The following is a 15,163-nucleotide window of genomic DNA, read 5'->3' as shown; positions in this document are numbered from 1 at the left end:
TTTTATTCTGTTAATTATATAAATAATCCACTTATGTTAGTCTTTATTTAAAGACTATTTTTCAGTAAACTTAGCGAATTTTGTTGAATTATTAAAATTATCACTTCAAATCTAGGAATTTATTGTGGCACATCGAGATTTTGCTGCGCGTCGTAGCTCAAATAATAAGAAAAAAAATAAGAAAAAGAATACAAATGTCTTGATTTTTCTTGCTTTATTTATTGTTCTAGTTTTTGTTGTTGGACTTTATTTGTTGAAAAATCAGAACAGTAAGGTAAGCGTGCAGCAAGCTATAACACAACAGGAAAAAGCTCAACCTAAAAGTGTGTTACCTAATCGTCCAGAGGAAGTGTGGAGTTATATTAAAGCCTTAGAAACGCGTACTGTACCTGTAGATAATAATCCAGCGAGTGTAGAACAAAATATGCGTTTAACAGAAGAACAACGTCAAGTTTTAATTCAAATAGAAAGAGATCAAAAAGCGGCTGATGAAGCTAGAAAACTGGCTGAGCAACAGAGAATAGAAGATGCAACGAGAACTCAATCCAAAAAAACGGAAGATATGAAAAATACAGAGTCAGAAATCGTAAAATTGGAATCAATTAAAAAGCAAGACTCACAGAAAATTGAAAGCGCAAAAAAAGTAGAACAAATAAAAACGGTTAATAATGTACGGGATAGCAAGAAATTTGGTTTACAATGCGGTGCTTTTAAAAATCGAGCGCAAGCTGAAAATTTGCAAGGTCGTTTACAGATGACAGGATTAAATGCTCAAATACAAACTAACGGCGAATGGAACCGTGTTCGTGTAGCAAGTTTTGATACTCGAGAGCTTGCAGTACAGGCGCAAAGTAGAGCTAAAACTGTTACCGATTGTGTTGTGATTGGTATGTAATATATATTTATTTTAATGCTGAGTACTAAAAGGTGGTTTTGCAAACCAAATCACAATAAGCAATCCTAAGAATCCCATAGCTGATAACCAAAATATTTCATTTGCGCCAATAATAAATCCTTGCGATGTTATTTGTTGAGCGAGGTAAGCTGAAGTTTGCGTATCACTTAAACCAAATTGATTCATTTGATGGTAAAAACTTTGGGAAATCGGGTTATAAGGATTAATGTGTTCTGTTAATTGAGTGTGGTGAACAGCTTCACGGTTATACCACATAAATGTGGTCAAAGATGTTCCTACAGAACCCGCTAAAGTTCTCAAAAAGTTAAATAAGCTAGAGGCTGAAGCCATTTTATGCGCAGGCAAGCCAGACAGCGTTATTGTAGTAAGTGGCATAAAGAAACAGGACACCGCTAAACCTTGCACTAATTGTGGTAAAGCTACATCAACAAATGTCATTGATGGCTCGAAAGTTACCGCTCGCCAATAAAATGTTATTGCATATACAATAAAGCTTATCGTCACTAAAATTCGCATATCGATCTTATAACCGAAACGCCCAATAATCGGTGAAAGCAAAATTGGGAATAATCCAACTGGGGAAGCCGCAAGCCCTGCCCACGTCGCGGTGTAATGGAAGACTTGTTGTAGCAAGAGCGGAATTAATACCACAGAACCTAGATAAATCAAAAAGGCTAAACTAGTACATAAACACCCTACGCTAAAATTACGAGAATGGAAAAGCGAAATATCCACTACAGGATTGTCATCTGTTAGTTCCCAAATAATTAATGCAATCAGACAAACCGCAGCAACCACCGCTAATATAATGATTTCATTAGAATTAAACCAATCTTGCTCACGACCCTGATCAAGCATTAATTGCAAAGATCCCACACCTAAGACAAGTAAGACTAAACCAACTTTATCAATAGGTTGATGAACAATTTCACTTTCTCGGCTACCCAAAATCTTCCAACTGATTAGCACAACTAGCAAACCAATCGGAACATTGATAAAGAAAATCCATCCCCAGTGGATATTATCACTAATCCATCCGCCTAAAATTGGGCCAAAAATAGGTGCAACAACAATAGTCATTGACCAAAACGCCAATGCCATTCCGCGTTTTTCTGGAGGATAATTATTTAATAATAAACTTTGCGAAAGAGGGATCACGGGGCCTGCGACAGCACCTTGAATGACGCGAAAAATAATTAATGCCTCAAGACTATCTGCAATCCCACAAAGCCAAGAAGAGACAACGAATAAAAAAGTTGAGACTAAAAATAACCGCACTTCGCCAAAACGTTTTGCTAACCAACCTGTTATTGGAATAGAAATCGCGTTTGCCACACCAAAAGAAGTAATTACCCACGTACCTTGACTAAAAGATGCGCCTAAATCGCCGGCAATAGTAGGAATCGCCACATTTGCAATCGTAGAATCTAATACCTGCATAAAGGTGGCGAGAGATAAAGCCAGCGTTAATAAAATCAGGGCACCACCTTGAATAGGTGGGAATTTTTTTGCGGAATTGTCCATAGCACTGCCTTAATGGCTGTTTTGCTGAATGATAGATTCAATTAAATCTTCTACCGCACTTTCATCATATTTAAGTGTATCAGTAGCAAATAAAGTTTTCTGTTCTGATTTTTCTCGTAACATTGGGCCAGATGAATCTGCAATTCTTACTTTTGCCGTTGCAGAAAGACCAATTCTCAATGGCATTTCGGCAAATTGTTGTGGATCTAATTTAATTCGCACAGGTACACGTTGCACCACTTTAATCCAGTTACCAGTAGCATTTTGTGAAGGTAAGAGAGAAAACGCATTACCAGTCCCCATTTCAATACCATTTATCACGCCATCAAATTCTTTATTTTTACCGTATAAATCAAAATGAATTTTCACCGGCTGGCCAATGCGCATATTCGTTAATTGGGTTTCTTTGAAGTTAGCTTCTAACCACATTTGTTCATTAGAAACCACCGCCATTAATGTGCCGCCCACTGAAACGGCTTGCCCTACTTGAGCATTACGACGCGCTACATAGCCATCAATTGGACTTCTAATTTTTGTACGTTGCAAATTTAACCAAGCCTGTTTGAGTGAACTAATTGCATTCTGTATTTGCGGTTGTTCACGTAATGGAACGTTACGCAATAAAGCCTGATTAGCAGCCAATTGATTTTTAGAGGCATTTAAATTTGCTTTGGCAAGCTCGACAGCTTCTTTTGCGTGTTGGAAAGATTCTTTATCAATTGCGCCCATTTTTTCAAGTTGAACTCGGCGTGTCAAATTGCCTTGTGCTTGAGCTAAAGAAATTTCATTGGCGTGCACAGCGGATTGCAATTGCTGCACAGTAAAACCCAGTTGTTCTATTTGACGCACCGCATTGGCGAGATTGCTTTTTGCTTGTTCAAAACTAAGTTTTGCATTGGTATCATCTAATTCAATTAGTACATCGCCTGAATGGACTTTATCCATATTGTCAGCATTAATCTTCGCCACATTACCTGCAACTTGTGATGACACCATCACTTGATTACCACCCACATAAGCATCTTCTGTTTCTTCAAAATCCTTCAAGAAGAAAAACCAATACAAAGCACAAGCAATACCAATAATAAGCAGGACAAGAATAAAAATGCTTAAGCCTTTTTTACGGTCAGTTTTATTTGATACAGATTTAGTTGATGGGTTTTCAGTTGCAATTTGCGTCATAATGCCTTCCCTAAGCTGGGATAATGTTTAAAAATGGGATATTTAAAACTATCAAAAATAAAATGAAAGGTCATTATGAAACTTTAAAAAGGGGAACTCAAGGGGAAATTGTCATCTCTTTGTTTTTGCTAGATTAATGAATGTTCTAGAAGTATTGTTTCATTTATTTGATTTATTTTCGGGTAAGAATTAAAAATCGGCAATCATAGCGATTTTGTTCATCCGCCTTACGATATTCATCAAATTCAATTTCCCACTCCTCCCAATTCAATTGAGGGAAAAAAGTATCGCCATCTAGTTCTGTTTGAATTTGAGTAAGGTATAACTTATCTGCTTTGGGTAAATATTGTTTGAATAACTCTCCCCCACCAATCAACATAATTTCATCAAAATCTCTGACAAAATTGACCGCACTTTCAAGGCTATCTTTCCATACCACACCGTCGTGTTCAAAAAGCTGGCGAGAAAGTACGATATTGGTACGTTTAGGTAGTGGACGACCAATACTTTCAAAGGTTTTACGCCCCATAATGACAGGTTTACCAGTGGTGTTCTGACGAAACCAAGCTAAATCTGCAGGCAAGTGCCAAGGCATTTGGTTATCTTTACCAATCACATTATTTAATGTTGTCGCCACAATTAAACTAAATGTCATAAATCCCCCTAAAATTTGCCGTTACTATACCTGATATTAAGTGATTTTTCATTGATTTAGTGATAACGTTAATGCCAATTTTAAGAACTTGGAAAGGATTATGAACAAAAAAACAATCGTTGTGAAATTCGGTACAAGCACGCTAACTCAGGGTTCGCCAAAACTGAATTCACCGCACATGATGGAAATCGTTCGTCAAATTGCACAATTGCATAATGATGGATTTCGTATAGTGATCGTGACTTCTGGTGCGATTGCAGCGGGTCGCCATTATTTAAATCATCCTCAATTACCACCCACTATCGCCTCAAAGCAACTGCTTGCAGCGGTTGGTCAAAGCCAATTAATTCAGGCTTGGGAAAAATTATTTGCTATTTATGATATCCATATCGGGCAACTTTTATTAACTCGTGCAGATATTGAAGATCGCGAACGTTTTTTAAATGCGCGAGATACTTTACACGCACTTTTAGATAACCACATTATTCCTGTGATTAATGAAAATGACGCAGTGGCGACTGCGGAAATTAAAGTAGGTGACAATGACAATTTATCGGCATTAGTCGCTATTCTTGTGCAAGCGGAACAGCTTTATTTATTGACTGATCAACAAGGTTTATTTGATAGTGATCCGCGTAAAAATTCTGAAGCGAAATTAATTCCAGTTGTAGAACAAATCACCGATCATATTCGATCAATTGCAGGAGGAAGTGGTACAAATCTTGGTACTGGTGGAATGATGACCAAAATCATTGCTGCCGATGTTGCGACTCGCTCTGGAATTGAAACCATTATTGCTCCAGGTAATCGCCCAAATGTAATTGCAGATCTTGCTTATGAACAAAATATTGGTACAAAATTTATTGCACACCAATCTGATCGATTAGAAAGCCGCAAACAATGGCTTTTCGCCGCACCATCGGCAGGTATTATTACCATTGATAACGGTGCGCAAAATGCCATTCTTGAACAAAATAAATCTTTATTACCCGCTGGTATTATTAACGTGGAAGGGCGTTTTTCGCGTGGTGAAGTAGTCAAAATACGCACTCAATCAGGTAAAGACATTGCGCTGGGTATGCCACGCTATAACAGCGATGCTCTACAATTAATTAAGGGCAGAAAATCAGCAGACATTGAGAATGTTTTAGGCTATGAATATGGCGCGGTGGCAATGCATCGTGATGATATGATTATTTTGTCATAATGTCCTTTGGTTGATAAAAGCACTGATTTATGAAACAATCTTGAGCTATTTTTATAGGAAAAATTTAAGGTAAAACGATAGTGATCGATTTTGATGGCTACCGTCCAAATGTGGGTATTGTGATTTGTAATCGCAAAGGGCAAGTGCTTTGGGCGAAGCGTTGTGGGCAAAATTCGTGGCAGTTTCCGCAAGGTGGCATTAATGATAATGAAAGTGCTGAGCAAGCGATGTATCGCGAACTACACGAGGAAGTTGGTTTACAACCTAAAGATGTGCGTCTGTTATATGTTTCTAAACATTGGTTACGCTATAAATTGCCAAAGCGTTTATTGCGTTATGATAGCAAGCCGATGTGTATTGGGCAGAAACAACGCTGGTTTTTGCTACAGCTTGTTAGCGATGAAAAAAACATCAATATGCAAACAACTAAATCGCCAGAATTTGACGGGTGGCGTTGGGTAAGTTTTTGGTATCCTGTTCGTCAAGTTGTGTCTTTTAAGCGAGATGTTTATCGAAAGGTAATGAAAGAGTTTGCTTCGATACTATTTACGGACAATCCACTAATATTTTCCGCATCTCGTGAAGCAAATTCACAGCATTATTCGGCAAACAAAAAATATTCTCAGGCAAAATACACGAAACGCCATTTTTATAAATCAAGAGGCCAATAATGTTCACTTTTATTCTTCTTTGTTTACTTGTTGGTGCATTAGCGGGTTTTCTTGCAGGATTATTTGGTATCGGCGGTGGGTTAGTAATTGTGCCAACGTTAGTGTATTTACTGCCTATTGTAGATGTACCAGAGTCTTTGTTGATGTCTACCGCACTTGGAACATCATTTGCTACCATTGTGATTACTGGCATTGGATCGGCACAACGTCATCATAAATTAGGTAACATAGTCTGGCAGGCAGTTCGCATTTTAGCTCCGGTTATTATGTTTTCTGTTTTTATTTGTGGTTTATTCATTGGAAGACTTGATCGTGAAATTTCTGCCAAAATTTTTGCTTGCTTAGTGGTATATTTAGCCACAAAAATGGTACTTTCGATTAAAAAAGATCAAGTCACAACAAAACCACTTACCCCCCTTGCTTCCGTAATCGGCGGTATTTTGATTGGTATGGCATCTAGTGCTGCGGGAATTGGCGGTGGTGGATTTATTGTACCGTTTTTAACTGCTCGTGGCATTAATATCAAACAAGCTATCGGTTCTTCCGCATTTTGTGGGATGTTATTGGGTATATCAGGGATGTTTAGTTTTATAGTGAGTGGTTGGGGAAATCCATTAATGCCTGAATATTCGCTCGGTTATATTTATCTTCCCGCAGTGTTAGGTATTACTGCCACTTCATTTTTTACTTCCAAATTAGGCGCAAGTGCAACCGCTAAATTGCCTGTTTCAACCTTAAAAAAAGGTTTCGCCCTTTTCTTAATTGTGGTTGCGATCAATATGTTTCTGAAATAAGGAAAATTATGAATTCAAATTATTTACTTCTTCCCCACTTTGATCCGAGTATTTTTACGCTTGGCGATAGTAATATCGGCTTACGTTGGTATGGTTTGATGTACCTTTTAGGTTTTGTTTTTGCACGTTGGCTTGCGGTTCGCCGTGCTAATCGCCCAAATAGCGGTTGGACAGTAGATCAAGTTGATACCTTACTTTTCAATGGTTTTATGGGGGTGTTTATTGGCGGACGTGTTGGCGATGTATTTTTCTATAATCTCGATCATTTCTTACAAGAACCACTTTATTTATTCCGCGTTTGGGAAGGTGGAATGTCGTTCCACGGTGGCTTAATTGGTGTAATTGTTGCTATGATTTGGACATCCTATTCACAAAAACGTAATTTTTGGCAAACGGCTGATTTTGTTGCGCCTTTGATTCCGTTTGGTTTAGGTTTAGGCAGAATTGGTAATTTCATTAATCTTGAACTATGGGGACGCGAAACGAATGTGCCTTGGGCAATGATTTTCCCGAATGATCCTCTTTTACTGCCTCGTCATCCATCACAACTTTATGAAGCCTTTTTAGAAGGCCTGGTGTTGTTTGCGATTCTGAATATTTTTATTAAAAAGCCACGTCCAATGGCTTCTGTTGCAGGTTTATTCTTAATTGGTTATGGTGTCTTCCGTTTTATTGTGGAATATGTGCGTGAACCTGAAGTTGAAAATTTCTTTGGGATTATTACACGAGGGCAAGCCCTTTGCTTACCAATGATTATTGGTGGTGCTTTCATTATGGCTTGGGCTTATTCACGCAAAAGTGCGGTCATAAAATAGGAGATTTTTATGAAGCAATATCTTGATCTTTGTCGCCGCATTGTTAGTGAAGGGGAGTGGGTTGCTAATGAACGTACAGGTAAGCATTGCCTCACGGTCATTAATGCAGATTTAGAATATGATGTGGCGAATAATCAATTTCCGCTGATTACTACCCGTAAAAGTTATTGGAAAGCGGCCATTGCTGAATTTCTAGGTTATATTCGTGGATATGACAATGCCGCTGATTTCCGCGCACTTGGCACGAAAACTTGGGATGCTAATGCGAATGTAAATGCAGCTTGGCTTGCAAATCCGCATCGTAGAGGCGTTGATGATATGGGGCGCGTATATGGTGTGCAAGGCAGAGCATGGCGTAAGCCTAATGGAGAAACCATAGATCAGCTACGTAAAATTGTTAATAACTTAACGAAAGGTATTGATGATAGAGGAGAGATTTTAACTTTTTTTAACCCTGGGGAATTTGATCTTGGTTGTCTTCGTCCTTGTATGCACACGCATACTTTTTCTCTTGTGGGCGATACTTTACATCTTACTAGTTATCAACGTTCCTGTGATGTTCCGCTTGGATTGAATTTCAATCAAATTCAGGTGTTTACTTTCTTGGCTCTGATGGCTCAGATTACGGGTAAAAGAGCAGGTAAGGCATATCATAAAATTGTGAATGCGCACATTTATGAAGATCAGCTTGAGTTAATGCGTGATGTGCAACTTAAACGCAAGCCTTTCCCCTTGCCAAAATTAGAAATCAATCCAGATATAAAAAGCCTTGAAGATTTAGAAACTTGGGTCACGATGGATGATTTTAAAGTCGTTGGCTATCAATCTCATGAGCCAATTAAATATCCTTTTTCCGTCTAATGGATGCAGCAAAAGTGCGGTCAGAATTTGACGAGAAAATGATGCGCTACGCCCTTGAGCTTGCCGATAAAGCGGAAGCGTTAGGTGAGATTCCTGTGGGGGCGGTTTTGGTTGATGACGCTAGAAATATTATTGGAGAAGGTTGGAATCTCTCCATTGTTCAAAGCGATCCTACCGCACATGCTGAAATTATCGCTTTGCGTAATGGCGCGAAAAATATTCAAAATTATCGCCTACTGAATAGCACGCTTTATGTGACATTAGAGCCTTGCACAATGTGTGCAGGGGCAATTTTGCATAGCCGTATTAAACGCCTTGTGTTCGGTGCATCTGATTATAAAACTGGCGCGATTGGATCACGTTTTCATTTTTTTGATGATTACAAGATGAATCATACTTTAGAGATTACATCTGGCGTATTGGCAGAAGAGTGTAGTCAAAAATTGAGTACATTTTTTCAGAAAAGACGCGAGGAGAAAAAAATAGAGAAAGCATTATTAAAAAGTTTGATTGATAAGTAATTCTTTATTTTTCCTTATATTTGAAACTTAAAATCCAGGATTGATCGTTATCTCAAACCCTGTTACTTGCGGAAATTCTTCTTGAATTAGTGTTAATAATTCAATTTGTTTAAATAGAATCCCCTGCCGAACAATAGCATTAGACACTTCAATAAAAATTAAATGATCTGTTATGTTGCCAATACGAAATTTGCCGTGAAATTCCTGTGGAAAAATGCGGTTAAATTTTTGATTAAGTTCATTGATGGCAAGACCTTTTTTGATTATTTTGGCAAAGGGCGATTGCTCAAGCACATCCATAATATTGACTGCTTTTTGATAACGATCAGCCTTGTTTTCCATAAAGTCAGCCCCCAGTAAATGACATCAGTTTAGATTTCCGCTACAATACACGCAATTTTCATAATAAACAATGAGACGAATGATTTCAGGCACTGTCAAACCGAATTTTTGGTCGCGATTACTTTTAAGTATCATCGCGATTTTTGCTTTGCCTAACGCACAAAGTTTTGAAAATCAAAATAATACGGAAAATTATTCCTCAAGTGTTTCCATTCAACAAGCGTTAGAAACGGTAAAAGTTGCTCGTGAAGTGCAACGACAAGCCATTCCTCAACCTTCAATTTCCCGTCAAACTGAAAAACAACCTAAAATTCAACCGCACTTTTTAGCGGATGTATTGAATCTTAGTGCGCCAATTCGAGCAGGCCCCTTACTTATTTAATTTTTCTGTTTTTTGTGAAGAATATTGCTATTGAAATAGCGATATTTTAAAAAATTATTGTGCATGAAATAAAGTATTTCATAAGCATTTAACTATTTAACTTATATATTTAAAAAGAGAAATTATGAGCATTTTAACAAGAATTTTTGGTAGTCGTAATGAACGCGTTTTACGTAAATTAAAAAAACAAGTCGTAAAAATTAATAAAATGGAGCCTGCTTTTGAGGCATTAAGTGATGATGAATTAAAAGCAAAAACACAAGAGTTTCGTGATCGTTTAAGTGGTGGCGAAACTTTGCAACAAATTTTACCAGAAGCATTCGCAACGGTACGCGAAGCAAGTAAGCGTGTGCTTGGTATGCGCCATTTTGATGTGCAGCTTATCGGTGGGATGGTATTGACTAACCGCTGTATCGCAGAAATGCGTACTGGTGAAGGTAAAACATTAACGGCGACTCTTCCTTGTTATTTAATCGCTCTTGAAGGTAAAGGCGTTCATGTTGTCACGGTGAATGATTATCTTGCTCGCCGAGATGCAGAAACAAACCGTCCGTTATTTGAATTTTTGGGTATGAGCGTAGGCGTCAATATTCCTGGTTTATCGCCAGAAGAAAAACGTGCAGCTTATGCGGCAGATATTACTTATGCAACCAATAGTGAACTTGGTTTTGATTATTTACGTGACAACTTAGCCCACTCAAAAGAAGAGCGTTTCCAACGTACTTTAGGCTATGCGTTGGTGGATGAAGTGGATTCTATCTTAATCGATGAAGCACGTACGCCATTGATTATTTCTGGCCAGGCAGAAAACAGTTCAGAGCTTTATATTGCGGTAAATAAATTGATCCCAAGTTTAATTAAACAAGAAAAAGAAGATACGGAAGAATATCAAGGAGAGGGCGATTTCACTTTAGATTTGAAATCTAAACAGGCGCATTTAACCGAACGTGGTCAAGAAAAAGTAGAAGATTGGTTAATTACGCAAGGTTTAATGCCTGAGGGGGACTCTTTGTATTCTCCTAGTCGAATTGTATTGCTTCATCACGTTATGGCTGCATTGCGTGCGCACACATTGTTTGAAAAAGATGTCGATTACATTGTGAAGGACGGTGAAATCGTGATTGTTGATGAACACACTGGTCGTACAATGGCGGGGCGTCGTTGGTCAGATGGTTTGCACCAAGCCATTGAGGCAAAAGAAGGGGTGGATATTAAGAGCGAAAACCAAACTGTCGCGTCAATTTCTTACCAAAACTACTTCCGTTTATATGAGCGTCTTGCAGGTATGACGGGGACTGCGGATACTGAAGCGTTTGAGTTCCAACAAATTTACGGCTTGGAAACTGTTGTAATTCCAACAAATCGTCCAATGATTCGTGATGATCGCACTGATGTGATGTTTGAAAATGAACAATATAAATTTAATGCGATTATTGAAGATATTAAAGATTGTGTAGAACGCCAGCAACCAGTATTAGTGGGGACGATTTCAGTCGAAAAATCAGAAGAATTATCTAAAGCGTTAGATAAAGCGGGCATCAAACACAATGTGTTGAATGCGAAATTCCACCAACAAGAAGCTGAAATCGTGGCAGAAGCTGGTTATCCTGGTGCGGTGACTATCGCAACGAATATGGCTGGGCGAGGTACGGATATTATTCTTGGTGGTAACTGGAAAGCGCAGGCTGCTAAATTAGAAAATCCAACTCAAGAACAAATTGAAGCCCTTAAAGCAGAGTGGGAGAAAAACCACGAAATTGTAATGAAAGCAGGTGGGTTGCATATTATCGGTACAGAGCGTCACGAATCTCGCCGTATTGATAACCAGTTACGTGGCCGTTCAGGTCGTCAAGGTGACCCCGGTTCTTCTCGTTTCTATCTTTCTTTAGAAGATGGTTTAATGCGCATTTATTTGAATGAGGGTAAGCTCAATTTAATGCGTAAAGCGTTTACTGTACCGGGCGAGGCAATGGAATCGAAAATGTTGGCGAAAGTGATTGCATCCGCTCAAGCAAAAGTTGAAGCTTTCCATTTCGATGGTCGTAAAAACCTACTTGAATATGATGATGTGGCAAATGACCAACGTCATGCCATTTATGAGCAACGCAATTATTTGCTTGATAATGATGATATTTCTGAAACCATCAATGCCATTCGCCACGATGTGTTTAATGGTGTGATTGATCAATATATTCCACCGCAATCTTTGGAAGAACAATGGGATATTAAAGGGCTTGAAGAACGTTTAGCCCAAGAGTTTGGTATGGAATTACCGATTTCTAATTGGTTAGAAGAAGATAATAATCTTCACGAAGAAAGTTTGCGCGAACGCATTGTGGAAATTGCAGAAAAGGAATACAAAGAAAAAGAGGTTTTGGCTGGCGAAGACGCTATGCGCCACTTTGAAAAAGGTGTTATGTTACAAACCTTAGATGAACTTTGGAAAGAACATTTAGCTTCGATGGATTATTTACGCCAAGGTATTCATTTACGTGGCTATGCGCAAAAAGATCCAAAACAAGAGTATAAAAAAGAATCTTTCCGTATGTTTACGGAAATGCTAGATTCCTTAAAACACCACGTTATCACGACTTTAACCCGTGTACGTGTGCGTACTCAAGAAGAAATGGAAGAAGCTGAACGTGCTCGTCAAGAAATGGCTGCTCGTATCAATCAAAATAATTTACCTGTGGATGAAAATAGTCAGACAACTCAAAATTCAGAGACTGAAGATTATTCAGATCGTCGCATTGGACGCAACGAGCCTTGTCCTTGTGGGTCGGGTAAAAAATATAAGCATTGTCACGGCAGTCGTGTGGCACGCCACTAATGAACAATCAAAGTGCGGTGATTTTTCACCGCACTTTTTTCATACCTCTACATTGGATAGAAAAATGGATAAAAAAATTATACAAGTTGCTGCGGGGATTATTCGTAATGAATTTGGTCAGATCTATTTAACGCAGCGTTTAGAAGGACAGGATTTTGCCCAATCTTTAGAATTCCCTGGTGGAAAAGTAGATGCGGGAGAGACCTCAGAACAGGCTTTAAAACGTGAACTGGAAGAGGAAATAGGCATCGTTGCATTAAATGCTGAACTTTATGAACGTTTTCAATTTGAATATCCAACAAAGATTATTTCTTTTTTCTTTTATCTGGTAGATGAATGGATTGGCGAACCTTTTGGGCGAGAGGGGCAAGAAGGTTTTTGGATCGAACAACGCGAACTAGATGCAGGACAGTTTCCACCTGCGAATGCAAAATTAATTCATCGGTTACTAAATGAAACTCACAATTTCATATAAAATGAATGTAGTTTAAAGTTATATTAAAAGATGTAGTATGATTTATCACATATAACTTTTTAATATACTAGCCAAAATATTTGTATTTTTTGCATTATGGGAGCCATTATGTCTCAACTTGCCAATCCAGAACTGATTAAAGTCGTTATTTTACTCGCATCTAGTGTAACAATTGTGCCGTTATTTAAAAGACTCGGGTTGGGTAGCGTGCTAGGTTATTTAGTCGCAGGTTGTTTGATCGGCCCATCTGTTTTTGGCATAGTGCAAGATCCAACAGCAGTGGTACATTTAGCGGAATTAGGTGTGGTAATGTTTCTTTTTATTATCGGGCTTGAAATGTATCCAGAACGCCTTTGGGCAATGCGTAAAGCTATTTTCGGCAGAGGTTTGTTACAAGTTGGATTATGTGGTTGCTTACTCACTTTTTCGGGTATTTATTTATTAGGATTAACAAAAGAAGTTGCATTTATTGCTGGTATGGGTTTCACGCTTTCCTCTACTGCTATTGTAATGCAATCACTAGAAGAAAGGGGGCTTACTTCTACGTCAAAAGGACAACGTGTAATTTCGACATTAATTTTTGAAGATATTGCTATCGTACCACTTTTGGCGTCTGTCGCTTTTCTTGCTCCCCATTCGAAAGAAGCTACACCACACACTGATTGGGTATCAATTGGCATAGCATTAAGTGCTGTTGTGGGGTTAATTGTGGCTGGAAAATGGTTAATGAACCCACTATTTCGTTTAATTTCTAAAGCACGTATTCGTGAAATGATGACAGCTGGTGCATTATTGGTCGTTTTAGGTGCGGCATTAGCAATGGAAATTGGCGGGCTTTCAATGGCAATGGGCGCGTTTGTTGCTGGTGTGATGATGTCTGAATCAGCTTTTCGCCATCAGCTTGAAGCGGATATAGAACCATTTCGCGGTTTATTACTTGGATTATTTTTTATGGGCGTAGGAATGTCCTTAGATTTGCATTTAGTGTTTAATCATTGGATATTGCTACTTGGAATTGTTTTTCTTTATATACTTGGAAAAGCCAGTGCTGTTTATATTATTGCCCGAATTACCCGTCTTGATCATCGAGAAGCCATAGGGCGAATGTCTTTGATGGCACACGGTGGTGAATTTGCTTTCGTTCTTTTTTCAGCCGCAGCAACTGCAGAAGTAATCAGTAATGAAGAACAAGCGACATTCACTGCTGCAGTGATTATTTCGATGCTTTTTTCGCCTATTATCGCTCAAATTGCTCGCAAACTTATACAGCGTACAGAGCCTAAACATCTTGATCAACTTGATGAAAATGATCTAGACACCATCGTGGATTTGGAAGATAACGTTTTAGTTATTGGTTTTGGACGTTTTAGTCAAATTGTCTGCCAAACATTATTAATTCGTGGAATTAGCGTTTCAGTGATTGATCGTAATATCGAAAATATCCGTGCTGCCGCAAAGTTTGGTTTTAAAGTTTATTATGGCGATGGTATTCGATTAGATGTTTTACGAGCCGCAGGAATTGAAAAGGCGAAATGTGTCGTATTAGGTATTAACGATACACAAAGAATTGAACATATTGTCAGTCAAATGAAAGAGGCTTATCCAAATTTACCGATTTTAACCCGAACTTATGACAGAAAAACAACAGTTAGTTTGATTAAGCAGGATGTAGATTTTATTGTGCGTGAAACTTTTGAATCAGCAATTACACTTAGTCGAGCAACATTGATGAAATTAGGTATTGATAAAATTGAAGCGGAAGAAATTATTAAGGAAGTACGAACATTGGATCAAGAACGGTTAAATGAAGAAGTTTTACACGGTTTTTCGAATGAAATAGTAAAAAAATATTGGACACCAAGACCATTTATTAAACCGCATCTTGATACAAAAGCATTAAATAAAGAAACAGAAGAAATTCTAAGTGAGAAAATTGAAGAAGAAATATCAAATGATCATTCATAAAATTATTTTTTATCTATAAAAAT

The 15,163-nt window shown here is 38.2% G+C and carries 15 protein-coding genes; 11 read left to right on the top strand and 4 right to left on the bottom strand.

The window, feature by feature from the left end; all coding sequences use genetic code 11:
- The first annotated feature begins 124 nt into the window (after window positions 1–124).
- Window positions 125–895 (top strand): cell division protein FtsN, encoded by a 771-nt coding sequence (gene ftsN, locus AT683_RS00495; RefSeq protein WP_038440311.1) that lies wholly within the window; start codon window positions 125–127, stop codon window positions 893–895.
- 12 nt (window positions 896–907) lie between these two features.
- Here the strand turns inward: ftsN and AT683_RS00490 are convergent, their stop codons facing one another.
- The 3 genes from AT683_RS00490 to folA all read right to left on the bottom strand — a co-directional run bounded on the left by AT683_RS00490 (window position 908) and on the right by folA (window position 4,277).
- Window positions 908–2,440, bottom strand: a complete 1,533-nt coding sequence (locus AT683_RS00490) for a DHA2 family efflux MFS transporter permease subunit (protein ID WP_038440310.1) — start codon at window positions 2,438–2,440, stop codon at window positions 908–910.
- Between the two features lie 9 nt (window positions 2,441–2,449).
- Window positions 2,450–3,622, bottom strand: a complete 1,173-nt coding sequence (locus tag AT683_RS00485) for an EmrA/EmrK family multidrug efflux transporter periplasmic adaptor subunit (RefSeq protein ID WP_038440309.1) — start codon at window positions 3,620–3,622, stop codon at window positions 2,450–2,452.
- Window positions 3,623–3,794: 172 nt separating this feature from the next.
- Entirely contained in the window at window positions 3,795–4,277 is a 483-nt protein-coding gene (gene folA / locus AT683_RS00480) for a type 3 dihydrofolate reductase (RefSeq protein WP_038440308.1), read from the bottom strand.
- Between the two features lie 100 nt (window positions 4,278–4,377).
- Here folA and proB point away from each other — a divergent pair, with 100 nt between their 5' ends.
- The 6 genes from proB to tadA all read left to right on the top strand — a co-directional run bounded on the left by proB (window position 4,378) and on the right by tadA (window position 9,146).
- A complete protein-coding gene (proB, locus tag AT683_RS00475) occupies window positions 4,378–5,484 on the top strand; it encodes a glutamate 5-kinase (RefSeq protein WP_005663647.1) in 1,107 nt (368 codons plus the stop codon).
- 80 nt (window positions 5,485–5,564) lie between these two features.
- Window positions 5,565–6,155, top strand: a complete 591-nt coding sequence (gene rppH / locus AT683_RS00470) for an RNA pyrophosphohydrolase (RefSeq protein WP_038440307.1) — start codon at window positions 5,565–5,567, stop codon at window positions 6,153–6,155.
- The gene (locus AT683_RS00465) at window positions 6,155–6,949 is read left to right on the top strand and encodes a sulfite exporter TauE/SafE family protein (RefSeq protein ID WP_013527285.1); all 795 of its coding nucleotides are present in this window, start codon (window positions 6,155–6,157) and stop codon (window positions 6,947–6,949) included. Before rppH ends, AT683_RS00465 begins: the two co-directional genes overlap by 1 nt.
- An 8-nt stretch (window positions 6,950–6,957) precedes the next feature.
- Window positions 6,958–7,764: a prolipoprotein diacylglyceryl transferase gene (lgt, locus tag AT683_RS00460; RefSeq protein WP_011272278.1), complete on the top strand. Its 807-nt coding sequence runs from the start codon at window positions 6,958–6,960 to the stop codon at window positions 7,762–7,764.
- A gap of 9 nt (window positions 7,765–7,773) precedes the next feature.
- Entirely contained in the window at window positions 7,774–8,625 is an 852-nt protein-coding gene (locus tag AT683_RS00455) for a thymidylate synthase (protein ID WP_013527284.1), read from the top strand.
- On the top strand, window positions 8,625–9,146 hold the full coding sequence (tadA, locus tag AT683_RS00450; protein WP_038440304.1) for a tRNA adenosine(34) deaminase TadA: 522 nt from the start codon (window positions 8,625–8,627) through the stop codon (window positions 9,144–9,146). The genes AT683_RS00455 and tadA overlap by 1 nt, the downstream gene beginning before the upstream one ends.
- A gap of 27 nt (window positions 9,147–9,173) precedes the next feature.
- Here tadA and AT683_RS00445 read toward each other — a convergent pair whose 3' ends face one another.
- A complete protein-coding gene (locus AT683_RS00445) occupies window positions 9,174–9,488 on the bottom strand; it encodes a DUF721 domain-containing protein (protein ID WP_011272280.1) in 315 nt (104 codons plus the stop codon).
- A 79-nt stretch (window positions 9,489–9,567) separates the two neighbouring features.
- On the opposite strand from AT683_RS00445, the gene secM reads away from it, so the two are divergent.
- The 4 genes from secM to AT683_RS00425 all read left to right on the top strand — a co-directional run bounded on the left by secM (window position 9,568) and on the right by AT683_RS00425 (window position 15,140).
- Window positions 9,568–9,870, top strand: a complete 303-nt coding sequence (gene secM / locus AT683_RS00440; protein WP_005651471.1) for a secA translation cis-regulator SecM — start codon at window positions 9,568–9,570, stop codon at window positions 9,868–9,870.
- 124 nt (window positions 9,871–9,994) lie between these two features.
- Complete coding sequence (gene secA / locus AT683_RS00435; protein ID WP_038440303.1) at window positions 9,995–12,700, top strand: preprotein translocase subunit SecA; 2,706 nt, start codon at window positions 9,995–9,997, stop codon at window positions 12,698–12,700.
- 64 nt (window positions 12,701–12,764) lie between these two features.
- Complete coding sequence (gene mutT / locus AT683_RS00430) at window positions 12,765–13,175, top strand: 8-oxo-dGTP diphosphatase MutT (protein ID WP_058222140.1); 411 nt, start codon at window positions 12,765–12,767, stop codon at window positions 13,173–13,175.
- 108 nt (window positions 13,176–13,283) lie between these two features.
- On the top strand, window positions 13,284–15,140 hold the full coding sequence (locus tag AT683_RS00425) for a monovalent cation:proton antiporter-2 (CPA2) family protein (RefSeq protein ID WP_038440301.1): 1,857 nt from the start codon (window positions 13,284–13,286) through the stop codon (window positions 15,138–15,140).
- Window positions 15,141–15,163: the final 23 nt, after the last annotated feature.

This window comes from Haemophilus influenzae (genome assembly GCF_001457655.1).
GTDB classification, from domain to species: Bacteria; Pseudomonadota; Gammaproteobacteria; order Enterobacterales; family Pasteurellaceae; genus Haemophilus; species Haemophilus influenzae.
Note: the sequence above shows the minus strand (reverse complement) of the source record. Positions and strands in the feature narration are given on the sequence as shown.

What these genes read in the sequence shown, in the direction of transcription:
- AT683_RS00490 (WP_038440310.1), bottom strand. Translation starts at nt 2,440, where the DNA reads ATGGACAATTCCGCAAAAAAATTCCCACCTATTCAAGGTGGTGCCCTG.
- AT683_RS00485 (WP_038440309.1), bottom strand. Translation starts at nt 3,622, where the DNA reads ATGACGCAAATTGCAACTGAAAACCCATCAACTAAATCTGTATCAAAT.
- folA (WP_038440308.1), bottom strand. Translation starts at nt 4,277, where the DNA reads ATGACATTTAGTTTAATTGTGGCGACAACATTAAATAATGTGATTGGT.
- proB (WP_005663647.1), top strand. Translation starts at nt 4,378, where the DNA reads ATGAACAAAAAAACAATCGTTGTGAAATTCGGTACAAGCACGCTAACT.
- AT683_RS00465 (WP_013527285.1), top strand. Translation starts at nt 6,155, where the DNA reads ATGTTCACTTTTATTCTTCTTTGTTTACTTGTTGGTGCATTAGCGGGT.
- lgt (WP_011272278.1), top strand. Translation starts at nt 6,958, where the DNA reads ATGAATTCAAATTATTTACTTCTTCCCCACTTTGATCCGAGTATTTTT.
- AT683_RS00455 (WP_013527284.1), top strand. Translation starts at nt 7,774, where the DNA reads ATGAAGCAATATCTTGATCTTTGTCGCCGCATTGTTAGTGAAGGGGAG.
- tadA (WP_038440304.1), top strand. Translation starts at nt 8,625, where the DNA reads ATGGATGCAGCAAAAGTGCGGTCAGAATTTGACGAGAAAATGATGCGC.
- AT683_RS00445 (WP_011272280.1), bottom strand. Translation starts at nt 9,488, where the DNA reads ATGGAAAACAAGGCTGATCGTTATCAAAAAGCAGTCAATATTATGGAT.
- secM (WP_005651471.1), top strand. Translation starts at nt 9,568, where the DNA reads ATGATTTCAGGCACTGTCAAACCGAATTTTTGGTCGCGATTACTTTTA.
- secA (WP_038440303.1), top strand. Translation starts at nt 9,995, where the DNA reads ATGAGCATTTTAACAAGAATTTTTGGTAGTCGTAATGAACGCGTTTTA.
- mutT (WP_058222140.1), top strand. Translation starts at nt 12,765, where the DNA reads ATGGATAAAAAAATTATACAAGTTGCTGCGGGGATTATTCGTAATGAA.
- AT683_RS00425 (WP_038440301.1), top strand. Translation starts at nt 13,284, where the DNA reads ATGTCTCAACTTGCCAATCCAGAACTGATTAAAGTCGTTATTTTACTC.